Raw genomic sequence first — 26,342 nt, forward strand, 5'->3', positions numbered from 1 at the left:
TTCAGGTATCTTTCGTTGGCAAACGTTTTGTCCTACAGTAGCGGGGCCTCAAGCTGGTGAGCCAATTGAGGACAGAACCTGAGACGAAAATAAAGGGAATTCAAATGAGTTTCGCCCCGAATGGCGGTATTCCGGCCAGTTCCGGCGGGAATCTGTTGGGCTCGCTGAGCGCGCTTGGCGGCCTTGCCGGGCCGGTCGCATCCACGGTGGCAGGCCAGATTGGCCCGCTCGCCGGCGTCGCGAGTCATATCGACACCGTGCAACGTGCGGTTCAGCTTGCGCAGACCGGTTTTTCGCTGATGAACAAAACGCCGGCAGCGATTGCGGACGCGCTCAACAATGCGACTGGCGGCATTGCTCGACTGACTCAGCTAAATCGATACGTGACCATTGACTCGCCGCTCGGTCCGGACGTACTGCTGGTCAGCACGGCGGTCATTGATGAACACGTCAATCGATTGCCGGAAATCCACCTCGATTTGCTGTCGCACCAACATGATCTGGTGCCCGATCAGCTGATCGGGCAACCGATCAAGATTCGATTCGACCAAAGCGCCCGGCAATCCACGCTCGAGCGCATCGTCTCGTCAGGTGGGGCCGACAGCATTCGCTACTTCGACGGATACGTCACATCGTTCGACCGGGCGGGCAACCCGGGCAAGGTGACGCAATATCAAATGACGGTGGCGCCGTGGTTCTGGTTTCTGACGCGTTCGACGGACTGCCGGATTTTCCAGAACAAGACCGCTCAGGACATCCTCACCGAGATTTTCCAGGATCACGGGTTCACCGATTTCGAGTTCGACATCCGGACCGCGCAGAAGCCGCTCGAATACATCGTGATGTACCAAGAGTCCTATTACAACTTCTGTGCGCGTCTGATGGAGCAGGAAGGCCTGATTTGGACGCACCGCTACGAGAAGGAAAAGCACTTCCTCGTCATCGGCGATACGAATTTCGTTTTTCGCCCGATCGACGGGCTGGCCAACTTGCCTTATGCCGCCAGCGCGGCGAGTGAAGACAACGGTATCGACCAGTTGCATGAAGGCCGGCGTTTCGGTGTCGGCAAGATCGCTTTTCGCGACTTCAATCACCAGAACCCCTCGTCGCCGCTGATGCTGGCGCAGGCCGAGCCGGAGAATCTCCGCCATGCGGGTCTCGAGACGACGGAGCGGTTCGAACACCAGTCGTTGTTCGACCACGGCGATGACGGCGACCGTTACGCCCGCATCGCGATGCAGGCCGAAGAGGCGAGTGCACATCGCTATACGGGTAGCGGCTACGCGTGGCGGATGACTACTGCGGGCAGCGTGACGGTGACGAACCATCCGGTCATGGCCAACAATCAGGAATACGCCATCCTGCACGTTCGTCACGAGGCCGTGAACGACTACACGGAACACAACGCAAAACTTCCGTACCGCAACACATTTTCTCTGCTCCCGAAGAAGTTTCCGTATCGTTCGGCCAGGAATACCCCAAAGCCCGTCATTCACGGCACGCAGTCGGCTATTGTGGTCGGCCCAAAGGGCGAAGAAATTCACACGAACGGCAGTGCCGTGAAGGTGCACTTCCTGTGGGACCGTCGCGGCAAGTTGGACGGATCGGATTCGATGTGGATCCGTGTGTCCCAACCTTGGGCGGGCGACGGGTGGGGGGCGGCCGCCATCCCACGGATCAATCAGGAAGTCTTGGTCGCGTTTAATCAAGGGGACCCCGACAATCCGGTCATCGTGGGCCGCGTCTACAACGGCGAGCAGGGCAACCCTTATCACGGGGCTGCCGGGCAGACGATGGGGATCAAGAGCCAGACGCACAAGGGCACCGGCTCTAACGAACTGCGGTTCTCCGACGTGAACGGCGCGCAAGAGGTCTTTCTGCACGCGCAGAAGGACATGAACACGGTCATCAAGGATTCGGAGACGCATACGGTCGAAGCCGGCGGACGCACGGTGTCGCTGCTCAAGGGCAGCGAGACGAAGCAGATCGCGCAGGGTGGATTGAAGGAAACCATTGCGCTGACTCGCGACACGACGGCGAACGTGATCAATACCAAGGCCATCGCGAGCAAGGCCGGGCCCGGAATGCAAAGCCATCAGGCGAGCGACGGCATCGAGCATCGTGTTGGCGATGGCGTCGTGACGATGACGCCGGACAGCATCAAGCTGACCTTCGGTCCGTCAACGATCGTCATCAACGCGAACGGCATCTATCTCGACGGGCCGGTCATCCATCTGAATCGCGGCAGTGCGCAGTCCGCGGAACAGGCGCTCGCGCTCGAGTGGGCGGCGGAGCAGGCGACGATCGCGAAGGGGCTGGCGAGCCCCGATCCGGCGACGCGCGCGGCGGCGGCCAAGCTGGCGAGTTCGCTGAAGGCGCAGCAACTCGCGAAACTCGCGGATCACGTGTATCACCCGAACGATCCGCCGCCAACCGGGTGGAAGATGGCGACCAACGATCCGGAAGCGTTGAAGGCTTTCGGGCTCAAGCCGAGCGACTTCGAGAAAAGCGGTAGTAACTTCGGATCGCAGATGTACATCCCGGATCCGAATGTCTTCGGCGACAGCATGAAGCCGACGGTCGCGTTCAAGGGGACACAGCAGCTCTTCGGCGAAGACATGAGCAACAATATGGCGCAGGGGCTCGGCGCCGATGCGCCGTATTACCGCAATGCGGTCACGATCGGCAAGAACATCGAGACCACGGGCGCGTCGGCCGGCGTCGATTTCACCGGGCATTCGCTCGGCGGTGGCCTGGCGTCCGCTGCAGCCGAGGCCAGCGGCGGTTCGGCTGTGACCTTCAATGCGGCTGGCCTCAATCCGGAGACCGTCGCGCAATACGGCGGGACCGCCCAGCCGGCCAACATCACGGCCTACCGCGTCGACGGCGATATCCTGACCGGCCTGCAGGAAGGCCGGCTCGGGCCGATCAGCGACGGTACGGCGGCGCTGATGCCCAAGGCGGTTGGCAGCCCCGTCACGCTCGACGGTGAGAGTGTGACCACGGTCGGCCGTCACCTGATGGGTGACGTGACGAACGGGATCAACCAGCAGGTCGCGAAAGATCAACTCGACCTGGTCTCCCAACTGAATTCATCTCACTGATGCGATATAAAAAAGCGATAACCGCCGGCGCGATTGCTGCACTCGTTGGAGTGTCCTCGCCGCTCTGGTGGCCCACTCAAGCCCAAGGGACGAACATGACTGGCTTCAAGCGATACGCACCTGAAGATTTCTTTTCGGGGCAGCAACTCACGTTGGCGCAGGCCATTCATGACGGCGATCTCAGCCGCGTCCAGCAGCTCGCGCCGAAGACAGATCTGAATGCGCCGGGCGCGAAGAATACGACGCTGCTGTCGTATGCCGTGCAGGAAATCGTTCCGGTCAAGAATGACGCGTCCAATCCGCGCTACCAGATCATCTCGGTGCTCGTGAAGAACGGCGCGGACCCCAAGGCGCCGGTCGGTGCCAGCGGCGGATCGGTGGTCGACGTCGCATTGCGGGCCGATACGCCCAACCTTCTGCGCGTGTTGTTGAACAGCGGGCTCGATCCCAACTGGCAGTACAACGGCGACACACCGATGATCTTCGCGGTTGCAGAGAACCGGCTGCTGCCTCAGCTGAAGCTGCTGATCGAGCACAAGGCGAACGTGAATGCCCGCGATTCGCTCGGAAAGACGGCACTCTTCGAGGCGACGATGATTCAGCAGTGGGATGTCGTCGACTACTTGCTCTCGCACGGCGCGGATCCGAAGATTGCCAGCCAGCTCGGCGTGTCGTACGGCTGGGTGCTGCAGAACGAGTTGAAGAATCATACGACCTCGGATTCGCCGGCGCGTGCGCGCATCGAAGAGATTCGCCGCAAGATCGTAACGGCCGGCGCGCCGTGGCCGCCGCTCGATCCGAAGGCGCAACGCGCAGCGATGCGCGCTCGCGGCGAGAAGGTTGTGACGCCGGCCGGCCAGACGGATTGAACGCACGCGTGATGGCTGTAGCGACGTCCAATGGATTCGGGAAATGATGAACGCTTTTGATTCGACGCCGCGTATCAGGCGAGAGACGGTTCTCGGCGTATCCGGGGCGCTGTACCTCCTCTCGCTGACTTTGCCTGCGATGCATTTCGAAAAGGAAGCGTCGCTCAGTGGGCTGTCGGTTTTGGCCCAGGGCTGGTGGGGACTGTTCATGCTCAATCCAGCATGGCTGGCCAATCCGCTCTACGTTGCCGCGGCCGTCCAGCTTGCTCGGAGCCGATATACCCGCGCGAGCCAGCTTTCTGCCGCTGCGCTCGCGTGTGCGCTCTGTTCACTGCTCACGACGAAGTGGTACTTCAACGAAGCAGACGCGACGCCGATATCCGGCTACGGCGTTGCGTTTTACGCGTGGCTCGTCGCACATGTCGTATTGCTAGCGGGCAGCTTGCACTTGCGCCGGGAAAGCGCGGTCGCGCTGCAAGGAAAATGAGTGGTGGCGCGAGTGGGCGCTTATTTCCACTCATTCCAACAACTACACATCACGAGAGAACCAGCATGACGGATTCCGAAAACCGTATCCGGATTCACGAAGGCAGCATCGTTCTGCCGAACGGTTTCGAGGATCGCACGACCAACCTGTTCGTGCCGGCCGATACAGCCGCACAGCCGAACCTCAGTGTCGCACGCGACTGGCTGAAGGACGGAGAGACCCTTGCGCCGTATATCGATCGGCAGATCGCGCTGCTCAAATCGAGGTTGCAGGGACATCGGGTGCTTTCGCGCCAGGCTGAACGGCTTGGGCCTGAAACTGATGGAATGCCTGGGGAGCGTATCGACGCCGCCTATAGGAACGGTCCGAAGACCGTTTTTCAACGGCAAGGCGCATTCATCGTTGCCCCAGGACGCGTGCTGATCTTTACCGCGTCGAGCGCGAAGAGCTTCGGCGAAACGCTCGATGCATTGTGGCGCAACTGGCTCGACGGCTACCGTCCTGCAGAACAAGAGTCGGCATAACAACAGCAAAGGACAATCATCGTGTACGAAGCCGCACGAGTCACCGATCCAATCGATCACACCAGCGCGCTGGCGGGCTTTCTGGTCGGCGCCGTGCTGGGCATTGCCCTGATCGCCGCAGTCGCCTTCGCCACTTTCACATGTGGATTCGGCGTGGCGTTGCTGGCGGGCATGATGGCCGGTATCGGAGCGCAGGCTCTCCTATCAATAGGCGAGTCGATTGGCAAGATGTTCAGCTCGCAATCCGGCAACATCATTACTGGTTCGCCGGACGTCTACGTCAACTCCCTTTCGGCGGCCTATGCGACGCTGAGCGGCGTGGCCTGCAGCAAGCACAATCCCATTCCGCTTGTCGCGCAAGGATCGACGAATATCTTCATCAACGGGCGGCCTGCGGCGCGCAAGGACGACAAGATTACCTGCGGCGCGACGATCGGTGACGGTTCGCACGACACGTTCTTTCACGGTGGCACTCAGACATACCTGCCGGTCGACGACGAGGTGCCGCCGTGGCTGCGAACGGCGACGGAATGGGCGTTCGTGTTGGCGGGGCTGGTCGGCGGGCTAGGCGGGTTGTTGAAGCAGGCGGGCGGGCTATCGCGTGCGGTCCTGCCGTGCGCTGCGAAGTTCATCGGCGGGTACGTGCTCGGTGAGGCGTTCGGGCGGTACGTTGCCGGGCCAGCGATTAACAAGGCGCTCGGCGGGATGTTCGGCAACCCGGTCGACGTCACGACCGGAAGAAAGATCCTGTTGGCCGAATCGGAAACGGACTTCGTGATCCCGAGCCCGATGCCGGTCGCGATCAAGCGTTTCTATTCGAGCAGTATCGACTATGCAGGGACGCTTGGCCGCGGCTGGGTGGCGCCGTGGGAGCTTCGTCTGCATGCCCGCGACGGGCACCTCTGGTACACCGACGCGCAAGGGCGCGAGAGCGGATTTCCGTTGCTGCGTGCCGGGCAAGCCGCATTCAGCGAGGCGGAGCAACGGTATCTTACCTGTACGCCCGACGGGCGCTACATCCTGCATGACATTGGCGAGACGTATTACGACTTCGGCCGATACGAGCCGGACTCCGGCCGCATCGCTTGGGTGCGCCGCATCGAGGATCAGGCTGGGCAGTGGTGCCAGTTTGAGCGCGATAGCCGCGGCCGCGTCACCGAGATTCTGACGTGCGGCGGATTGAATGCCGTTCTCGATTACGAGCAGGAGCACGGGCGGCTTGGCGCGGTCACGCTCGTTCATGGCGATGAGCGCCGACTGGCCGTCGCCTACGGATACGATGAGAACGGCCAACTGGCGTCGGTGACGGACGCAAACGGGGCCGTCGTGCGCCAGTTCATGTATACCAGTGGCCTGATGACCAGCCATACGAACGCATTGGGCTTTACGTCGAGCTACGCATGGTCGGTGATCGAAGGGCAGCCGCGCGTGGTTGCGACGCGCACCAGCGAAGGCGAGGATTGGTCGTTCGAATACGACATCGGCGGGCGGCAGACGTGTGTTCGGAACGCCGATGGCCGCACCGCACATTGGCGCTTCGACGCACAGTTTCAGATTGTCGAGTACACCGACTTCGACGGAGGACTCTACCGGATCAAGTACAACGACGCAGGCATGCCGGTGATGCTGATGCTGCCGGGTGAGCGCACGGTCGAGTTCGAGTACGACGACGCAGGCCGGATCGTCGCCGAGACTGATCCGCTGGGCCGTACGACTCGGACTCGTTACGACGGCAACAGCATGCGGCCCGTGGAAGTCGTCGGGGCCGACGGCGGCGCTTGGCGGGCGGAATACGATCCGCAAGGCCGGTTGCTGTCGACCAAGGATCCGCTTGGCCACGAGAATCGCTACGAGTATCCGAAGGGATTGACTGCGTTGCCGATCGCACATATCGACGCGCGTGGCGGACGCAAGACGCTCGAGTGGAATCGTCTCGGAGAGTTGGTTGCCTATACGGACTGCTCTGGTAAAACCACGCGCAGCAGTTTCGACGCGTTCGGACTGCCGCTTGCACGGGAGAATGCCCTGGGGCAGCGCGTCGTATATGACATACGTCCGACCGGCGAGCCACGTCGCATCACGTATCCCGATGGCAGCACGGAGACTTTCGAATACGATGCGGCTGGGCTCGTCGTGCGGCATGTCGGCCTCGGAGGCCGGATGCAACAGTCACTGCGCAATGCCCGCGGTCAACTTGTCGAAGCGATCGATCCTGCCGGACGACGGACCCGCTATCACTATGATGTAGCGGGGCGCCTGCGCGAACTCCAGCAGGGCCACGCACGCTACGTGTTCACGTACAGCGCCGGCGGCCGTCTGTTGACCGAAACGAGGCCCGACGGTGTCCAGCGGCGATTCGAGTATGGCGAAGGTGGTGAATTGCTGGGGCTGGACATCGTGGGCTCGCCGGACGGTCATGCGACGGCGGATCGCCCGATCCGTACGATCCGATTCGAACGCGACCGGATGGGTAACCTGAAGGTCCAGCATACGCCGACCGACGTTACACGTTACGAGCGTAACAAGAATGACCAACTGGTGAGAGTCGAACGTACACCGACGGCCGCCGGTGCAGCACTCGGCATCACGGTGGACGTGGTGCGTTTCGAGTACGACAAGGTTGGTCGTCTTGTCGCCGAGCACGGTGCGAATGGCGACGTCGAATACAACCTTGATGAACTGGGCAACGTGATATCGCTCGAGCTACCGAACGACCAGACGCTACAGATGCTGCGCTATGGCTCCGGTCACGTTCACCAGATCCGCTGTGGTGATCAGGTGGTGAGCGACTTCGAGCGTGACGACTTGCATCGTGAGATCGCAAGAACGCAGGGAAGGCTGACTCAGCGTTTTGCCTACGATCCGCTTGGCCGAAGAGTCTGGCAGTCCGCCGGCTTCCAACCGGACGCACTCGGCCGAGGACGCGGCCAGTTGTGGCGTAACTACGGGTACGACGCGACGGGCGAACTGATCGAGACCAGCGACAGCCTGCGTGGCAGCACGCAGTACAGCTATGATCCGGTCGGACAGCTGACACGTCGTGTGAACACCATGGATCGTGAGCTCGAGGAATTTGCCTGGGATGCCGCGGGCAATATGCTCGACGGCGCACAGGGCAAGAGTCGCGGATACGTCGAAGGCAACCGTCTGCGAATGTGGCAGGACCTGCGCTTCGAATACGATCCGTTCGGCAATCTGGCGACGAAGTTACGCGGAGCCAACCAGCAGCAGCGCTTCACTTACGATGGGCAGGATCGACTGATCGCGGTGCGTACGCAAGACGCGCGTGGCGTGGTCGAAACGCGCTTCCAGTACGATTCGCTGGGTCGGCGTATTTCGAAGACCGATACCACTTTCGACCTGCGTGGCGTGAAACTGCGCAGCGAGACGAAACGGTTCGTATGGGAAGGCTTGCGCCTCGCGCAGGAAGTGCGCGAGACAGGCGTGAGCAGCTATGTGTACAGCCCTGATGATGCGTACTCACCGGCTGCCCGCGTCGATGCGGTGATCGCGGAGGCCCTGGCCGCGGCCGCGATCGATACGGCGAAGCGCGCGTCGCGGATCTACCACTTCCATACGGATCTGGCAGGGGCGCCGCAAGAGGTCACCGACGAGGCTGGCGAGCTCGCCTGGGCGGGGCAATACACGGCGTGGGGCAAAGTCGAGCCGAGCAAGCGGCAACTCGCGACCGCGCGGACAGATCAGCCGTTGCGCTATGCCGGTCAGTATGCCGACGAAAGTACGGGGCTACACTACAACACGTTCCGGTTCTATGATCCGGACGTGGGACGGTTCATCAATCAGGATCCGATTGGGTTGGTGGGCGGCGACAATTTGTACGCGTACGCATCAAACCCATTGACCCGAATCGATCCGATGGGGTGGTGTTCCACAAAGCTCGGGGAAAATATGGGGGCTCGCCCGCATGATGGTATGGCGAACCACCATCTGATTCCTGAAGAACTCATGAAGCACCCTGACTTTGCGGCTATGTTCAGCCGGTTGCGCGGGATGGGATTCGATGGCGATGGTGCGTCTAATGGCATATTCCTGCCCGGTAGCTCCAAGCTTGCCCAAACGCTGGAGCTCCCTGGGCATTGGTCGAACCACGGGCAATACACTGCGGCCATTGAAACTGAGCTAACGAAACTTAACCAACAATTCCTGGCGGGCCGTCTCAGTGATACGCAACTTGTGCTCGGTGTCGGGCGCATTCAAAATATGGCGAGAGAAGGATTGGAGTCCGGTAAATATTTGGTTGATGCAATAACGGGAAGGTTACTTTGATGAATGCACGTTTCTTTGTTGTTAAATACCGCGCTGGAGACCCAGGCTGCCCTCCATACCTATCGGGAGAATTGAACCGTGATGAATGGGAGTGGCCGATGTATGTGGCTGATCCGTTTGGCGTCGATGTAAAGCATGAATATATTTTCACGCTATCAGATCCATCGATTTCGATTGATTTCGATTTCTATGGAGCGCAAACGAATTACGTGTCAAAAGAGTTTTTGGCTGCGTGTGAAAAATTGGGGGTTAGATATAGGGCGGTCCCCATTGGCATCGTTGCGGGTGGAAAGCCAGTGGGTAATAAGGCGTATTCAATTTTCTTGCCGGCAGATCATGAGTCTCTGCTTGATCGACAAAAGTCGGACTATTCCGAGGACCGGGATCTGGAAACAAAAGAGGTCGCCGAGAATAAGTTGTTTCCAGGGACTCCAATGTATAGTTGGATCAAAACCTTCATTCCGCGCGACGACTGTGCTGGCAATCTTTTTAGATGTACCGAAACAATGGAGCTGGTATGTAGTCAGGGGTTTAAGTCGGAAGTGGAGCGATGCGCATTGAAAGGTATTGATTTTTCGCCGATCGATGAAAGCTATTCCTATGACCCTTGGGGTGAGGCACCGTAGGCCGCTATTTATCTGGGCGCTATGATTTGGATGTGAGGCAATGCGTGAGTGACGTTTACGGTTTGAGGCAGGATGAAGCATTTCAGCCTCTCGTTCAAGTCGATGATGACTGTGAAATCGCATATGACAAGAGCGTAGCTATACGAGCAACCACGCTATGTGGGCGAGGGTTTGGCCGCGACTACGACCCCGTTAAGCTTACGTGGGACACTTCGCGCAGAAAAAAGACTAGCGACGTTCATACGATGCTATCTCCGTTTCTCGTGTTTAGTGAGAGGGCGCTGGATGTATTGGCGCCGGTACTTCGTGACAGCGGGGAGATATTGCAGGTCGATGCCCCGATAAAAGACATGTCCGGATTTCATGTAACCCGGGTGATAGAGAATGCTGTCGATATGGCTGCATCAAAATTCAAAGTCTATCCTCGGGCAACGGTTTTTAATAAAATATTTCTTCTGAAGAGTCAAATTGAAGGGGTTGATATATTTCGCCTAAAAGAAAGTCCTGCTACAGTATTCGTATCCGAGCGTTTTAGAGAGCTTGTAGAGCAAAATAGGCTAAAGGGGTTCGATTTCAGCGAGATTATTTCTCAGTCTGATAAATAGGGTTTAGCAACTCTGTGTGACTGGTCCGAGCCTGGTGCAGGCTGCTTCGATCTCACGAGAGTAAGTTGCGAGAATCATACGTTGGGGGTGGTCAGCTTCTTGGCCTCTATGCGCGGGTAGGCCAACGAAAAGAATTTAGCGGAGCAGCAACGTTGTCACTCGATCAGTTGAAGCGAATGCGAGAGGCAAACCGCCCATCACTCCACCGTCACCGATTTCGCCAGATTCCTCGGCTTGTCGATATCCGCACCCCGCAAGCACGCCGCGTGATACGCGAGCAGTTGCAACGGCACGACGTGCAGAATCGGCGACAGCAACCCATAGTAGTCCGGCATCCGCAGCACCGACACGCCTTCGCCGTTATCGATCCGCGTATCGGCGTCCGCGAACACATAAAGCTGCCCGCCACGCGCACGCACTTCCTGCATGTTCGACTTGAGCTTTTCGAGCAGCGCGTCGTTCGGCGCGATCGTGGCGACGGGCATCGTATGCGTGACGAGCGCGAGCGGCCCGTGTTTCAGCTCGCCGGCCGGATACGCTTCCGCATGGATATACGAGATTTCCTTCAGCTTCAGCGCACCTTCGAGCGCGATCGGGTAGTGCAGCCCGCGCCCGAGAAACAGCGCGTTTTCATGTCGCGAGAATTCCGCGGCCCAGCGCGCGACCTGCGGCTCCAGCCCCAGCACGTCTTCGAGCGCGCCCGGCAGGCGCCGCAACTGCATCGTGTAGCGCGCGAGCTGCGCGTCGTCGACGTAGCCGCGCAGCCGCCCGAGCGTGACGGCGAGAATGAACAGCGCGACGAGCTGCGTCGTGAACGCTTTGGTCGACGCGACGCCGATTTCCGGGCCGGCACGTGTCAGGAAGCGCAAGCCGGTCTGGCGCATCATCGCGCTGGTCGGCACGTTGCAGATCGCCAGCGTGTCGATGTGGCCGAGCGCCTGCGCATACTTGAGCGCGGCGAGCGTGTCCGCGGTCTCGCCGGATTGCGACACGCTGACCACCAGCGTATTCGGCATCGCGAGCGCGTCGCTGTAGCGGTATTCGCTCGCAATCTCGACCTGCGCGGGGATGCGCGCGATCGTCTCGAGCCAGCGGCGCGCAGTCAGGCCGGAATAGTGGCTCGTGCCGCACGCGAGGATCAGCACGTTGTCGATCTGCTCGAACGCGCGCGCGGCGTCCGGGCCGAATACTGCGGGATCGAACAGCCCGGCATCGGGAATGGTCGCGGCCACGGCCTGCGGCTGCTCGAAGATTTCCTTCTGCATGAAGTGCCGGTATGGCCCGAGTTCGACCACGCCTTGCGCGGACGAAACGGTCTGTATCGCGCGTTCGACCGGCGCGCCGGCGCGATCGAGCACCCGTACGCCACCCGGCGTCAGTTCGACGATGTCGCCTTCCTCGAGAAAGATGAAGCGGTCGGTGATGCCGGCGAGCGCAAGCGCGTCGGACGCGAGAAAGCATTCGCCGTCCTTCACGCCGACGACGAGCGGCGAGCCGGCTCGCGCGCCGATCAGCCGCTGCGGCTCGTGCTTGCTGAACACCGCGATCGCATAGGCGCCGTGCAGTTGCGAGGTCGCATCGCGTACGGCGGCGAGGAGGTCGCCGCGATACTTGCTGTGGATCAGATGCGCGACCACTTCGGTGTCGGTCTGACCGTCGAACTCGTAGTGTGCGTCGGAAAGTTGCTTGCGCAACGTTTCGTGGTTCTCGATGATGCCGTTGTGAACCAGCGCGATTTCGTCGCGCGAGAAGATCGGATGCGCATTGCAGGTGGCGGGCGCGCCGTGGGTTGCCCAGCGCGTGTGGGCGATGCCGGTGCTGCCGGTCAGGCCGGCGCTGCGTACGTGGGCGTCGAGATCGGCGACGCGCGACATGCTGCGCTCGCGGCGTGCCTGGCCGTCGACGACCGTCGCCACCCCGCATGAGTCGTAGCCGCGATATTCGAGGCGGCGCAGACCCTCGATCAGAATCGGGACGATATCCCGTTGCGCGACCGCGCCGACGATGCCACACATGACTCGTCTCCTTCCCTGTAGATGTCCCTGAACCGTGCGCACGCGTGGATCAGCGCGACGCGGTCTCCGTCGTCGCCGCCGTCGTGAAGCCGCATTGAGCGGGCGCGACCGGGTCGGCCATCCGGCTTTCGAATGCCAGGTAAAGCGCCTCCTCCAGTACGTTCCAGTGCGCGCCGTGCCGGTACGGGCCCGATCGCGCATGCCAGCACGCGACCGTGCTCCTGTCGTTCATCTTGAATGCGACCAGTGCGATCAAGCCCCACGGATAATCGGATCCGGCGAGTTGAAGCCAGGTCTTGCCGTACTTCTGCATCCACTGCGCATAGATCGTCTCGTTCGATTGTTCGGGAACCTGAATACCCGACAGGAGCGGAAAGATTTGTGCGACTTTCGCTGGATAGAACGTCGTGTCGCTGATGCGCTGCGTGCTCGCGCGAAAACCGGTCTGCATGCCGCGCCAGAACACCTTCAGGATCGCGGACGCGAGCCGGTCGGCGCGCTGGCTCCACGGGCCGGCGCGTGCGTAATCGGCATGCCGGACGTAATACGCCGCGAGCGCCCGGAACGCGCTGTGCACCTCGACGTTGTCCATCAGCAGCGCGACGTGCAGCGTCGACGAGATCTGATAAACGCCGGTGGGCTTGCCGAGCAGCGTGTCGAGATGCGCACCTGCGCGATTGAGGCTGAGTTCCCATGCGGCAGGCAGGCCGTCGGGCGGTGCGAAGCGGGCGAGGAGTTCGATCCAGGTCGCCATCATCGCGTCGTCGGCGTCGGCTTCGGCACAGGCGCTGTACTGGCCGCTCTTCACGCAGTAGCGATCGAAACCGCCGTCCGGACGCTGGCGCGGCAACAGCCATGCGATCCATGCGAGCGCGGCCTGATGGGCGTCGAGCCCGGCATCGGCGGCGCCGAGCAGCGCCTTCGCCGCGAAATAAGGATCGATGCCGGAGCCGTTCAGGCGTACGGTGATCGCGCCGTCGGGGCGCTGGTAGAGTCCGTTGAGCTGGAGTTCGGCAGCGTTCGCATGCAGCGCGACGCCGCATGCGGCAACACAGCAGGCGACGCACCACCGGCGGCATAGCCGGGCGGTGGCCGCCGCGCGTGCGCGTGCGGCCGGGAAAAGCGCGGGCCGGTTCATGATCTGGGGGCTCCTGCGCGGTGGTCCTGCGCAAATCCCGCCGGGTGCGGCGTTGGCCGCGTCGCGCGCCGGCGGGTGTGTCGATGTCGCGGCTCAGTGCACCTTGGCGCTGGTGAACGTGAGACTGGTGCCGCCGTTCGCGGTCACGAGCCAGTAGGTCGCGTCGGTGATGACGACGCTGCCGGTGCCTTGCGTGATCGACGGCAGTGCGAAGCCCTTCTTCGGCAGCAGCCACGTCATGTTCGCGAGGCTGGTCGGGTGGCTGGCGGCGAACGTCCAGCCGCTGCCCGTGTCGGTGGCCGACCATGTGACGTTCAGGCGCGCGCGGTCGAAGATCGTGATGTCGCTCATCGTGTACCACCTGAACTGACCCATCAGTTTCAGCGTATTGGCTTGCGAGAAGATCGCGGACAACGTCGACGTGTAGGACGACGCACCGAGCGGGTGCGCGTAGATCAGCCGGCTCGTGCGGTTCGCGACGACGAAGTTCATCAAGGATGCGTACCAGTTGTTCACGTCGCTCGTCGGCACCGCGTACTGCTGGAACTCCTCGAACGTCGCGTACTTGCCGAACGGCATCACCGGGTATGCCCACAGGCCCGGGTTCAGCAGTGCGCCGTTGCGGTATGCGCGGGTCGGCGGCGAGCCGGTGTGGCCGGTGAAGTAGTAGCCGTTGAAGCCGTTGCTTTCGAGCCAGTTGACCGACCAGGTCGGCGTGTTGCCTTCCGGCGCCGCATACTCGACATCGGGCAAGCCCGTCGCGGCCTGAACGGCCTGGTGGTTCATCACCAGGTACTGCGTGAACGTGCTCGCGTTCGTTTCGCTCGCATTCGCCCCCCAGTAATCGTGGATCCAGCCGCCGTGGCTGCCGACGTGCTGGCCCTTGGTCACGAAATACTTGACGAGATTCTGCGCGGTGGGGTTGTTGGCGAGGTTGATGCCGTTGCCGTCGCCGAATGTCGCTTCATCGGGGCCGGCCGTGATGACGAGCGAGAACGGCCCGTTGTTCCAGACGCCGAGGCTCTTCAGGTAAAGCGCCGGCTGGATCTGGTCGCCCGCGCAGAAGTGCCAGTTGAATACGAGACCCGGCATTGCCTTCGGCAGCGGCGACAGCGACGCCAGGTTCAGCATCTGCGTGCCGAAATAATGCAGGTAGCCGTGAATCAGCATGCCGTCGGTCTGGCCGTCGAGGTAGGCGAGCGGCAGGTTGACGAACAGCACGCCGCCGTTGCCGTACGTGTTGTAGCCGGACACCAGCCCGAAGGTCGGTGAAGTCAGGATCGTCGTGCCGGTATACGTCCCCTGCGTGACGAAACTCGGATAGGTGAGAAAGCCGTATACGTAACCGGAGATGCCTTCGAGCGTGTCGGTGCTGGTGGCCAGCGTCGACGCGAGCGTGTTGGCCTTCTTGCCGGTCGACGTGCTCAGGAGCGAGCTGGCGGTATACGTCGTGGTCTTCTTCAGCTTGCCGGTCACGGTGCCGGTAAGCTTCGGAAGCGATTGGCTCAACACGCCGCTGCCCGTGGGCGGCGTCGTGTACTGGAACCATGCCCCGTGGTTGTAATTGACGAGGCCACCCGGATTCGACGGACTGGCGGCCAGAAACAGGGCGCTGCCCGACGTCGACGTCGAACTCGTCGACGTGCCCGCGGTGCTCGTCGATGCGAGCGCGGTCGCCGTCGTGGGGGACGACGAAGCCGTGGTCCATGCCATCGACTTGCCGGGGGGCACCTGGAGCGTGCGCAGCCAGCTGCTCATGCCGGTCACGTTGCCGAGGCCGATCATGTTGCCGCCGTATTGGTCGTACAGCACATAGTCCACACCGACCATGCTGCTGAAGCGCGATTTCGGGCTGACGTAGAAGCCGGCCGCGTTCAGGACGCCGAAATCGTAGACGAGCATCACCTTGCCGCCGTTCAGCGCATAGTTCTGGATCGCCGTCACGAGCGTGTCGTCGGCCGTCGTATGCACCTGGTCGGGCAGGATCAGGCCCGGATACTGCGACAGCGACGCGCCGGCCGCCATGAACTGGCTGTCGGTCATCACCTTGATCTGCAACCCTTCCTCCTGGGCACTGTCGAGCCATGCCGACACGCGCGAATCGGGCAGCGTCAGCGTGTCGGGCACCAACAGGAGAAGCTGGTTGCTGGCTGCCCGAGCGCCGCCTGGACTGAATGCGAACGCGAGCGCGAACAGCGCGAACAGGATCCGCAAGAACTTGCCTGACTTTGCCAACATGGTGTGCTCCTCGCTCAAGGAATGGGGGCGTGCGGCAGCCGGGATGCGGTGTCGCCAGGTCGACCAATCCAGCCCCGTAGGTGTGTGCGGCTGTCCGGTTCGTCGGGTATCGAGCGGTGCGTGTAGACGCCGGCCGGATTGCGCCAATGCGCCGGTCTGCCGCGCAGCCTTCGCCGGTGAGAGGACTCGATGCGACGTTTTGGAAGAAGCGAACAACGTGCCATTGGCGCAGGAAGCCCGGTCCTGCTGGCTTCCTGCGATGCGCGTCGCGCGGCGCGTTCGGAAACACGGCGGAATCGTTTCATCGCTGATACGGTGCGTTTGGACGCGCTATCAGCAGACGGAATCGCGATCGCGCGTCAGCGCGCCGGGCCAGCTTGCACAGTAGGTATAGAGCGTCACCAGCAGGCCGATCAGCAGCGGGCCGCCGAGCAGGAAATAGCAGAACGGCAGGAACAGCAGCGAGCCGTGATGGATGATCGTCGCGTGCAGCAGCATCACGAATGGCAGCGCGAACACGAAGTAGCCGAGCATCAGCAGCGATGCGACGGCTTTTTGCGGCAGCGAGAAATCGAGCGGGTAGTACAGCGCGGCCATGACCAGCGGAACCAGCGCGATCGCTGCGCCGTGCAGCACGAACATGTCGCGCAGATGCAGTTGCGGGACATACGAGAACGTGCCGGGCGCGAGCCAGAAGTACGCGCAAATCAGCAGTTGGGTAAAGCTCGCGATACGTAACAGATATGCAACGGGCAACCAGTTCGTCCGCCGGATGAAAGATGCGGCGAAGCCGGTCGCACAGAGCGCGGCGGTGGCGGCGAGCAGGATGCCGCCCGGCCAGCGGGCGGCGACGTCGATCGACAGCAGCGGCACGCGCGGCGCATCGGGCGGATAGCCGATCACGATCACATGAAGTGCCGGATCGATCTGCTGCGCGCCCCACGCCATGACCGCGCGCCAGTAGCGCCACGCGAGCGGCAATCCGAACCACAGCGACGCGTACAGCGCGGGCGTCAGCAGCGCGATCGACAAGAGCCAGCGTTGCGGGTGCGCGTGGGTGCGCAGCGAACGATCGACGGGAGGACGGACGGGATGCGTGTGCATGGCGCCCGCCCGGTTACCAGCGATAGAAGACGCTGAGTTCGCCGCCGATTCGTGAGTAGTACGGGTTGTGGTAATAGACGAATTCGAGTTGTGTCCCCCACTTGCGCGTGAACCAGTAGCGCCATTTCGCGGTGATCTCGTGGCTGCGGAAATCGGCGATCTGCGTGCCTGAACCGGTGACCTGGTACGCTTCGCGGCCGACGCCGCCGCGCAGCACGATCACGCTCTTGCCGACTTCGCCGTAGGTGACGGCGCCGTAGTAGGCGGGCGCCTTCACCGATCCGGGCGAATCGACCGTATAGTTCGCGCCCGCCTCGAAAATCCACTTCGGCAATGCATACCAGATCACGCCGGCGTGATAGAGCTGATCGCGGTGGCCGCTGCGGTTCCATGCGTAGCCGGCGCCGAGCGACACGACCAGCGAACGATCGGACAATAGCTTGCGATTGATCGACACGTCGACGCGGGCACTCGGCAGGATCGTGCCCGAGGTGGTGCCGGAAAAGCCGATTCCGCCGAACCAGTCGGGGCCGAGGTCCTGCACGTAGGTCAGCGCACCGAGCTGCGTGTTCTCGTCGAAGCGGTGCAATTGCGCCAGTTCGCCGAGCACGGTGCGCCCGCCATCCTGATAGACGCCGCGCAGGTGCACGCCGTACCAGTCGCCGTAGCCGTGCGTCAGGTGTGCGCTCGAATAGCCGAGCGACAATTCGGTGTGGGACGCCTGCGGCGCCTGCACATGTGTGACGACTGCATCGGGCAGCGGCGGCCGGTTCGTATCCTCGGGCGTGAACTCGGCGAGCGGCACACCGTCCGGCAGGCCTTCGGCGTCCACGCGCACGAACATCGATTCGTCGCGCTGCCGTGGCGTGATGACGGTCGTGGGGGGCGGAGGTTGCACGGTCGGCATGGCGACCTCATCGTCCGGCTGCGCCGCCAGCGCCGCGGGCGCGCCGAAGGCGACGCCGCACAGCATCGCGAGGGTGGCAACCGGCACGCGCGGGCCGCGATGGCTGGGGCGATCGGACATGAGGCGCTCCTTAACGGGATGTGTGGAACCAACCGCTGCGCCATGCAACGAGATCGCCATGCACGCAGGCATGATTGACGACCGAGACGTCGCGCGCACACGCACTGACCGGATGACCGGCGACGCCGATGCGCGCACCCGTCAGCCGAAGCAAGCCGCCGGCCGATACGACGCCGTCGATGCAGCTCGCGTTGGCGAGCAACACGTCGTCGCGCGCGAATACCGCGCCATGCAGCAACGCGTGACGTTCGAGTTCGACGCGATGCGCCTTGACGCTGCCGCGCAGCACGCAGCCTTCGCCGAGTACGAGCGTCCCTTCGACGATCAGGTTGCCTTGCACGACCGTGTGCGCGGGCAGGCGAACGTCGCACGGCAGCAGGTAACGACCGTGCAGGAAGCGATGCGGCAGCGATGCGAAGTGGCGGGTGAGCGAGACCGCGCGGCGCGGGGCGGGCGGCGTGTCCGCGGGTCGCGCGCGGGGCGCCGCGCCGAAAACGATCGGCTCGCCATACAGGCACGCGAAGCCGCCGGCGCCGCGCAGGCGCAATGTGTCGCCGACCACGACGCCACGGAGCACCGCGTCGTCGACGTCGATCAGCGGCGCATGCGCGAGCGTGCCGATCGTCGCGCCGGCGCGGATGTCGATGTGCTCGTCGGCGAACGCGTATGCCGCGCGTGCGCCATCGTCGAGCGTGATCGCGCGGCTGGCGTAGAGCACGTCGTCGCGATGCGCGTCGCGTGCGACATGGATCGTCTCGTCATGCTCGACAGCCAGCCCGAGCGCTTGCCACGGCGGCGCGACGGACGCATCCGCCGGTGGCGTGCCGGCCACGTGCGCGCGCAGCGCGTCGTGCCAGCGCGCGGCGAGCAGCGCCTGATCGACGAACGGCCCGTCGCCGATCGGCAGCGCCGCGACGTCGCTGCGCCGGATCAGTTCATGCAGCATCGGCAGGAACGGCAGGGTGAGCACGCCGGCCACCGGCACCATCACATTGAAGGTCGTCATCGCTCATCGCTCCGGTTTCAACTGCCGGCGAAAACGCTCGGTCTTGTCCCATTTCAGTTCGCGGCGGAACGCGGCGTCGAGCGCGAGTCCCCAGAGTGCGGAGACGACCGCCGCAATCGTCACGCAAAAGCCGACGACGTTGACCGGCACGAGCCGCAGGCGCGTCGAGCGGCCGTCGAGCCGTGCGGCGACGACGATCTCGAAGAACACGCCGAAGTTGCCGAAGGTGCTGAACGAGAACAGCGCGAACAGCGACAGGAGCAGGCCGAGGGCGGTCGAGTTGACGCCGTTGAACAGGTAGAGCGCGAGCGCGGCGCTCCATGCGAGCGCGAGCAGCGCCGGCATCGCGAACACGCCGAGCAGCAGCGCGCCGTCGAGCCGGCAGCGTCGCGAGATCAGCGGATTGCGCAGTACCGGGACCAGATGGCGCAGCATCGTCTGGTTGTGGCCCTTCGCCCAGCGCGTCAGTTGCCGGGCGCGGACGGCCCAGCGCTCCGGCACTTCCTCGTAACATTCGGCGTGGTTCAGATAGACCGTGCGCCAGTCGCTCAGCAGCAGGCGGTAGGTCATGTCGGTATCTTCGGCGAGCGTGTCGTCGCACCAGCCGCCCACGGCGTCGAGCGCGCTCTTGCGAATGCCGCCGACCGTGCCGCCGTACTGCGGCACCAGGTTGAGATTGTTGCGGGCTTGCTGATTGACCTGGTAGCCGCCCGCGCGCTCGAGATCGAGCAGCCGCGCGAGCAGGTTGCTGTCGGCGTTCTGCGGCACGACGCGGCCCATCACCGCGCCGACTTCCGGATCGAAGAACGGCGCGACCAGTTCCTTCAGCAGCCCCGGACGCGGCAGGTAGTCGGCGTCGAATACCACCATGATGTCGCCGCGGATGAAGCGCAGCGCGTCCTTCAGCGCGGCTGCCTTGCCCGGCTTGCCGGTATCGCGGTGAAACGGCCGGATCAGCTCGGGCGCGAGTGCCCGGACTTCGTCGATCAATGCGCGCGTGTTGTCGGTCGAGCGGTCGTTGACCGGGACGATCGTCAGCCGGTCGCGCGGATAGGTCGTGGCCAGCAGCGCCATCAGGCAATCGACGATGACGGTTTCCTCGTTGTGGGCGGCGACGAAGACCGTGAGCCGCGGCCAATCGCCGTGCGTCATCGTCCGGTAGGGCGCGCGCTGCGGCTTGAACAGGCGGTCGAGGCTGAATACGTAATGCCGTGCGGCATACCCGCACGTCAACAGCGTGAACAGCCACAGATACGCGACGCACGGCATCAGCAGCAGTTCGGGATCGAACGCGAGGTCTGGCGTGGCGGCGGGCGGCGGCGCGCGCGACGCATCGGGATCGGGCGACGCCGGTGCGGCGAACGGGAGCGTCGCGCTGCCGAGCGCGGTGCGCTCCATCGCGATCCGGGCGGTCGCGGCGTTGGTGGCGGTCGCGGCGGGCAAGTCGAGCCGGGCCGGTTCGGCGATCGCCTGCGATGCGGTGTCGCGCGCGATCAGCGAGCAGGCAAGCACGATCAGCAGCAGGATGCCTTGCTCGCAGAGTGACGCCATCCGCGTTTGCTTCATGTTCTGGTCCCCGTGCCCGCAACGACGACCGATGAGAGCTGAAGGCGCTCCGTGGATCGCGCGGATGTCAATGGGAAGCGGTCGCGCATTCGTCGCACTGGGGCGGTGATCGGTTGCCCCCGGACGGACGCGTGGCGTCGCCTCCCGGCTTCGTTGCTGTGGCGTCCCCATCTGTCTGCTGCCATGCGAGTGTTTCGGGACCCACCCGTCTGACGTTAAGCAAGGCGTGAGCCATCTGCCGCGATGCCCCGCGCAGCAAGGGGCCACGCACGGGGAACGGATGCGGCAGACGTGCAGTCGACGCGTTTTGATTCATCGACGAATCAGCGTGCGCGCGTCGCGTTCGCTCCCGACGGCCGATCGCACGCAGCGAGCAGGGCGCGCGGCGACCGGGTCGTCCGGCCTGTCGATGTTGCCGTGCCGGGTGCGGCTTGGCGTGATTGATCGCCGTGCGTCGTGCATCGTGTGCGGGTCGGTCGAGCGGTCGAAACGGGAACCGCCGTCACGTGAGACGAATGGACCGGACTCCGATGTATTTGCCGGTTTCGGCTCGGCGTTACAGATTCGCAACATTTCCCACAACCGCGATTCGTGTGACGCAAGCCCCGTCGGGTGGCAGGAAATCCAGTGCGCGCGACGGTAGTCGACGCTCGGGTGCGTGCCGCGCACTGCACAGACGAAAGTGGCGAATCGAGGCGACGCAAAGCGCGTCGAAAGGTATACGCGATTCGCTTCGTCACGGGTACTCGACATGCACGTGCGATTCATCGGACGACGTCGTCAGACGGATCGTGCGAGCGTCCGGCCGTTCGTCGTCGTCGCGTCGAACCGGCGATGCGAGGGTCCGTAGCAGTTGTGAAACATTCCGCATCGCGCCGTCCGCACGCGATGGCCGTGGAACGAAGCAAGCCGGGATGCGGGCCGGCTGGTTTGAATATTGCTGTATTGGGAGGACTTGACGCTCGACACAGCGAGGAACGGCTCATGACGTGATCGCTTCGATACGACGGGACGCCCCGGTAGCACGACGATTCACGCGGCCCGGACCGCGCGGACGAGGCAGCGCGCTCGCCCCGCAGCACCGCCGCGTGTCGATCGCATGCGAGTACGGGATGCGCGGCCCGAATACATGCTTCGCGCCGTGTGCAGGATCGCCGGGCACGAAGCGGCTAAAACGAGGATAACGATGAAGAAGATCTTGCTTGTGTTCGGGACCCGGCCGGAGGCCATCAAGATGGCACCGCTGGTGCGCGCGCTGAAGGCGCAGACGGATGTCGACGCCCGGGTATGCGTGACCGCGCAGCATCGGGAAATGCTCGACCAGGTGCTGACGCTGTTCGACATCAAGCCCGACTACGATCTCAACCTGATGCGGCAAGGCCAGACGCTGACCGACGTGACGACCGGCATTCTTCAGGCGATCGGCATGGTCTTCGACGAATTTCGGCCGGACGTCGTATTGGTACACGGCGATACGACGACCACGCTCGCCGTGAGCCTGGCGGCGTTCTATCGTTATCTGCCGGTCGGTCACGTGGAGGCCGGCTTGCGCAGCGGCGACATCTGGTCGCCGTGGCCGGAGGAGCTGAATCGCCGCGTGACCGATGCGGTGTCGTCATGGCATTTCGCGCCGACCGGGCTGGCGCGCGACAACCTGTTGAGCGAGGGCGTGCCGGGCGGCGCGGTGTCGCTGACCGGCAATACCGTGATCGATGCGTTGCACGAGGTCAAGCGCATGCTGGATCGCACCGCCGCGCTGTCGGACAGGATTGCCGCGTACTTTCCGTTTCTCGAACCGTCGCGGCGCGTCGTGCTGATCACCGGCCACCGCCGGGAAAGTTTCGGCGAACCGTTCCGGCATTTCTGCGATGCACTGTGCACGCTGGCGAACCGCTATCGCGATGCGCAGTTCGTCTATCCGCTGCACCTGAACCCGAACGTGCGGGAGCCGGCGCGCGCACGGCTCGGCGATATTCCCAATATTTACCTGATCGAGCCGCAGGAATATCTTTCGTTCGTATTCCTGATGTCGCGTGCTTATTTCATCATCACGGATTCGGGTGGCATTCAGGAAGAAGGGCCGGCGCTCGGCAAGCCGGTGCTCGTCACGCGCGAGACGACCGAGCGGCCCGAGGCGATTCAGGCCGGCACCGCGCGGCTCGTCGGCACCGATCGGGACAGGATCGTCTGGGAGGCGTCGCGGCTGTTCGACAGCGAGAGCGCGTACGAGGAAATGTCGCATGCGAGCAATCCATACGGCGACGGCCATGCGAGCGAGCGGATCGTTCATGCGCTGATGCGTACGCCCGGGGCGCCCACGAAGACGACGAGTTTCTCGATGGGCGCCACGGAGATGCCGTTCAACGCGCTCACGCTCGGGTTGCAGGCGTTGCGGTCGCCGTGACACGGAGCGCGCGGTAGCCTGCTCGGGCGCCTTCGGTGTGGACGTCGCGCATCCGGTCCGGCCGTTAGGTCGGGCCGATGCTCGCACGTGACGACCCGAAGCGAATTTCCCCGACGCATTCAAAGTCACGCCACCGACACGCCCCGTTCCGGCGCGTGCTTTCTCCCCGTTTGCCTGAAAAGCCCGAATCGCGCCGATCCGACGCCGAATCCGAAATGGCTCGATAATGCGGACGGCGATCCATGCGGACGAACGGCTGGCCGGAGTGAGATTGAAAGGTTGCGCAGGCAACCGGCCGACAGCGGCGTTCGCGGCATCTGCCCGACCGTGCCTGCACGCGACACGGTCGACGAAACGGCGCCACGCCTGCCTGATCGTCCGGAACGTGAGCCGCGCCGTTCGAATCCCCACCCGATGCCTGCCCGGCGGGCATCGCAACCAGGAGGTGAACGATGATCACGCTGACCGTCAACGGTAGCGAGCAGCACTTCGACGGCAATCCCGACATGCCGTTGCTCTGGTATCTGCGCGATGTTCTCGGCCACACCGGCACCAAGTTCGGCTGCGGGATGGCGCTGTGCGGTGCGTGCACCGTGCATCTCGATGGCGTGGCGATCCGGTCGTGCATCACGCCGGTCGCGGCGGCGTCGGGCAAGCGCGTGACGACGATCGAGGGGCTGTCGACGGACCTCACGCATCCGCTGCAGCAGGCGTGGCAGGAGTTGAACGTCGCGCAATGCGGCTACTGCCAGTCCGGGCAGATCATGCAGGCCGCGTCGCTGCTGAAGACGAATCCTCATCCGACCGACGCCGATATCGACGATGCGATGTCCGGCAACATCTGCCGCTGCGGCACCTATACGCGCATTCGCGCGGCGATCAAGCTTGCCGTGCGCCGCGGAGGTGACGCATGAGCGCGCCCGAACTCTCCGTCCGCAACGAAAGCCGTCGTGCGCTGCTGCTCGGTTTCGCGTCCGGCGGGCTGTTGCTCGCATTCGGCGTGCCGTCACTGGCGCACGCGGCTGCCCCGGTGCAGCCGCCCGTCAGCGCGAATCCGCAATATGGCGGCGCGGGGATGCCGCACGGATTGCGCGACGATCCGAACCTGTTCGTTGCGATCGCAGCGGACGGCACCGTCACGGTGACCTGCATCCGCTCCGAGATGGGGCAGGGCGTGCGCACGAGCGTCGCACTCGTGGTGGCCGACGAGCTGGGCGCGGACTGGGCGCGCGTGAAGGTCGCGCAAGCGGTCGGCGACGAGCCGCGCTACGGCAACCAGAACACCGATGGATCGCGCAGCCTGCGCCAGAGCTTCGCCGCGCTGCGCCGCGCGGGCGCGGCCGCACGCACGATGCTCGCGCAGGCGGCGGCTGCCGTGTGGGGCGTCGACGTGGGTCAGGTGAAGGTGACGGTGCACGAGGTCGTCGATACCAGGAGCGGGCGCAAGCTCGGCTTCGGCGAGCTGGCGGCGAAAGCGGCCGCGCTGCCGGTGCCGGATACGAAGACGCTCGCGCTGAAGGCGCCGGCCGAATTCCGCTATATCGGCAAGGGCAAGACGGCGTTGATAGACGGACGCGACATCGTCGGCGGCCGTGCGCAGTACGGGATCGATACGCGGCTCGACGGCATGCTGTATGCGGTCGTCGCACGGCCGCCGGCCTACGGCGACACGGTGGCGTCGTTCGATGCATCGACCGCCGAGAAGCTGCCGGGTGTCGTCAAGGTCGTGCAGTTGGCGTCGGCGCCGCTGCCGTCCGGCTTCCAGCCGCTCGGCGGGGTGGCCGTCATTGCGCGCGATACGTGGACGGCCATCCAGGCACGCGCGCAGTTGAAGATCGACTGGAAGCGCGGGCAGCATGCGGACTACGACTCGGCTGCGTATCGCAAGACGCTCGAAGCGGCCGCCGCGCAGCCGGGCGACGTGATCCGCAACGACGGCGACGCGGCCGCCGCGCTCGCCGGCGCCGCGAAACGCGTGCGTGCGACGTACTACATTCCGCATCTCGCCCATGCGACGATGGAACCGCCAGCGGCCGTCGCGCGGGTGGCCGACGGGCGCTGCGAAGTGTGGACCTGCACGCAGGCCCCGCAGACCACGCGCGACGAGATCGCGAAGGCGCTCGCGTTGCCGACCGAGCGCGTGACGGTCAACGTGACGCTGCTCGGCGGCGGCTTCGGCCGCAAGTCGAAGCCCGATTACGTGGTGGAAGCCGCGCTGCTGTCGAAGGCGGTCGGCGCGCCCGTGAAGCTGACGTTCACGCGCGAGGACGACATCGCGCACGACTACTTCCACGCGGTGTCGCTCGAAGCGTTCGACGGCGGGATCGATGCGTCGGGCAAGGTGATCGCGTGGCAGCATCGCACGGTCGCGCCGTCGATCCAGTCGACGTTCCGGGCCGGCGTCGTGCACGAGCAGCCGGGCGAGCTCGCGCAAGGCATCGCGGATCTGCCGTTCGCGATTCCGAACGTGCGGATCGAGAATCCGGCTGCGGAAGCGCACACGCGGATCGGCTGGTTCCGCTCGGTGTACAACATCCCGCATGCGTTCGGCATCCAGAGTTTCGTGTCGGAACTCGCGCATGCCGCCGGTCGCGATCCGAAGGATTTCCTGCTCGAACTGATCGGGCCTGCGCGGCGTTTCGAGCCGCACATCACGGTGAAGAACGTGAACTACGGCGAGGATCCCGCGCTGTATCCGGTCGACACCGGGCGCCTGCGGCGCGTGATCGAGACGGTCGCGCGCGAAGCCGGGTGGGGGCGCAAGCTCCCGAAGGGGCACGGGCTCGGAATCGCCGCGCATCGCAGCTTCGTGTCGTACACGGCCGCGGTGTGCGAGGTGCAGGTCGATGCGGACGGCAGGATTTCGGTGCCGCTCGTCGACATCGCGATCGATTGCGGGCCGCAGGTCAATCCGGAGCGGGTGCGCTCGCAGCTCGAGGGCGCGGTGGTGATGGGGCTCGGCATCGCGCTGCACGGCGAGATCACGTTCAAGGACGGCCATCCGGAGCAGAGCAACTTCAACGGCTTCCAGGTGCTGAGAATGAACGAGGCGCCGCGCGAAATCCGCGTGCATCTCGTTGCGCCGGACGATTTCGCGACGCCGCTCGGCGGGGTCGGCGAGCCGGGTCTGCCGCCCGTTGCGCCGGCGCTGACCAACGCGATCTTCGCGGCGACCGGCACGCGCATCCGCAGCCTGCCGATTGCCGACCAGCTGGCGAAACCGCAGGCGGGTTGACGCGGTATCTGTCCCGCGCCGGGCCGCATCGTGCGGCCCGGCCCCCTCTCGAAGCCCCGAACACCGGGACCCATGATTGGCGTGAACCGGCCCCGATGCTCGGCGTT

At 63.8% G+C, this 26,342-nt stretch carries 17 protein-coding genes; 10 read left to right on the forward strand and 7 right to left on the reverse strand.

The genetic code is table 11. The annotated features are described in order from the left end of the window. Nucleotides 1-104: 104 nt before the first annotated feature. From WT24_RS27330 to WT24_RS33725, 7 genes are all read left to right on the forward strand, one after another. Nucleotides 105-3,104, forward strand: a complete 3,000-nt coding sequence (locus WT24_RS27330) for a type VI secretion system Vgr family protein (RefSeq protein WP_060036375.1) — start codon at nucleotides 105-107, stop codon at nucleotides 3,102-3,104. Beyond that, a complete protein-coding gene (locus tag WT24_RS27335; RefSeq protein ID WP_059498775.1) occupies nucleotides 3,104-3,973 on the forward strand; it encodes an ankyrin repeat domain-containing protein in 870 nt (289 codons plus the stop codon). The genes WT24_RS27330 and WT24_RS27335 overlap by 1 nt, the downstream gene beginning before the upstream one ends. Before the next feature lie 43 nt (nucleotides 3,974-4,016). After that, nucleotides 4,017-4,460 (forward strand): hypothetical protein, encoded by a 444-nt coding sequence (locus tag WT24_RS27340; protein WP_059498774.1) that lies wholly within the window; start codon nucleotides 4,017-4,019, stop codon nucleotides 4,458-4,460. 65 nt (nucleotides 4,461-4,525) lie between these two features. Then, nucleotides 4,526-4,984: a DUF1795 domain-containing protein gene (locus WT24_RS27345; RefSeq protein ID WP_006482386.1), complete on the forward strand. Its 459-nt coding sequence runs from the start codon at nucleotides 4,526-4,528 to the stop codon at nucleotides 4,982-4,984. Between the two features lie 21 nt (nucleotides 4,985-5,005). Next, the gene (locus WT24_RS27350; RefSeq protein ID WP_060036376.1) at nucleotides 5,006-9,271 is read left to right on the forward strand and encodes an RHS repeat-associated core domain-containing protein; all 4,266 of its coding nucleotides are present in this window, start codon (nucleotides 5,006-5,008) and stop codon (nucleotides 9,269-9,271) included. Continuing rightward, the gene (locus tag WT24_RS34705; protein ID WP_156441873.1) at nucleotides 9,271-9,897 is read left to right on the forward strand and encodes a hypothetical protein; all 627 of its coding nucleotides are present in this window, start codon (nucleotides 9,271-9,273) and stop codon (nucleotides 9,895-9,897) included. The genes WT24_RS27350 and WT24_RS34705 overlap by 1 nt, the downstream gene beginning before the upstream one ends. Nucleotides 9,898-9,941: 44 nt before the next feature. Further along, the gene (locus tag WT24_RS33725; RefSeq protein ID WP_082742301.1) at nucleotides 9,942-10,502 is read left to right on the forward strand and encodes an imm11 family protein; all 561 of its coding nucleotides are present in this window, start codon (nucleotides 9,942-9,944) and stop codon (nucleotides 10,500-10,502) included. A gap of 197 nt (nucleotides 10,503-10,699) precedes the next feature. Here WT24_RS33725 and glmS read toward each other — a convergent pair whose 3' ends face one another. From glmS to WT24_RS27385, 7 genes are all read right to left on the reverse strand, one after another. Continuing rightward, nucleotides 10,700-12,517, reverse strand: a complete 1,818-nt coding sequence (gene glmS / locus WT24_RS27355; protein WP_059502013.1) for a glutamine--fructose-6-phosphate transaminase (isomerizing) — start codon at nucleotides 12,515-12,517, stop codon at nucleotides 10,700-10,702. 49 nt (nucleotides 12,518-12,566) lie between these two features. Beyond that, complete coding sequence (locus WT24_RS27360; protein WP_060036377.1) at nucleotides 12,567-13,655, reverse strand: hypothetical protein; 1,089 nt, start codon at nucleotides 13,653-13,655, stop codon at nucleotides 12,567-12,569. A gap of 93 nt (nucleotides 13,656-13,748) precedes the next feature. Beyond that, nucleotides 13,749-15,893, reverse strand: a complete 2,145-nt coding sequence (locus tag WT24_RS27365) for a hypothetical protein (RefSeq protein WP_059792446.1) — start codon at nucleotides 15,891-15,893, stop codon at nucleotides 13,749-13,751. A 333-nt stretch (nucleotides 15,894-16,226) separates the two neighbouring features. Beyond that, nucleotides 16,227-16,997 (reverse strand): hypothetical protein, encoded by a 771-nt coding sequence (locus WT24_RS27370; protein ID WP_060036378.1) that lies wholly within the window; start codon nucleotides 16,995-16,997, stop codon nucleotides 16,227-16,229. Between the two features lie 13 nt (nucleotides 16,998-17,010). After that, nucleotides 17,011-18,024 carry a YaiO family outer membrane beta-barrel protein gene (locus WT24_RS27375; RefSeq protein ID WP_060036379.1) on the reverse strand — a complete coding sequence of 338 codons (1,014 nt, stop codon included), beginning with the start codon at nucleotides 18,022-18,024 and terminating at the stop codon, nucleotides 17,011-17,013. A 10-nt stretch (nucleotides 18,025-18,034) separates the two neighbouring features. Further along, nucleotides 18,035-19,030, reverse strand: a complete 996-nt coding sequence (locus WT24_RS27380) for a polymer-forming cytoskeletal protein (protein ID WP_059502024.1) — start codon at nucleotides 19,028-19,030, stop codon at nucleotides 18,035-18,037. 3 nt (nucleotides 19,031-19,033) lie between these two features. Then, nucleotides 19,034-20,596, reverse strand: coding sequence for a glycosyltransferase family 2 protein (locus WT24_RS27385; RefSeq protein ID WP_060036380.1), 1,563 nt, complete (start codon nucleotides 20,594-20,596; stop codon nucleotides 19,034-19,036). Between the two features lie 1,186 nt (nucleotides 20,597-21,782). On the opposite strand from WT24_RS27385, the gene wecB reads away from it, so the two are divergent. From wecB to WT24_RS27400, 3 genes are all read left to right on the forward strand, one after another. Continuing rightward, nucleotides 21,783-23,000, forward strand: coding sequence for a non-hydrolyzing UDP-N-acetylglucosamine 2-epimerase (wecB, locus tag WT24_RS27390; RefSeq protein WP_059502028.1), 1,218 nt, complete (start codon nucleotides 21,783-21,785; stop codon nucleotides 22,998-23,000). Nucleotides 23,001-23,452: 452 nt separating this feature from the next. Then, nucleotides 23,453-23,914, forward strand: a complete 462-nt coding sequence (locus WT24_RS27395) for a (2Fe-2S)-binding protein (protein WP_060036381.1) — start codon at nucleotides 23,453-23,455, stop codon at nucleotides 23,912-23,914. Beyond that, nucleotides 23,911-26,235 (forward strand): xanthine dehydrogenase family protein molybdopterin-binding subunit, encoded by a 2,325-nt coding sequence (locus tag WT24_RS27400; RefSeq protein WP_060036382.1) that lies wholly within the window; start codon nucleotides 23,911-23,913, stop codon nucleotides 26,233-26,235. Before WT24_RS27395 ends, WT24_RS27400 begins: the two co-directional genes overlap by 4 nt. The last annotated feature ends 107 nt before the right edge of the window (nucleotides 26,236-26,342 follow it).

Origin of the sequence: Burkholderia sp. MSMB1078WGS, from assembly GCF_001528895.1 — a bacterium.
Lineage (GTDB): Bacteria > Pseudomonadota > Gammaproteobacteria > Burkholderiales > Burkholderiaceae > Burkholderia.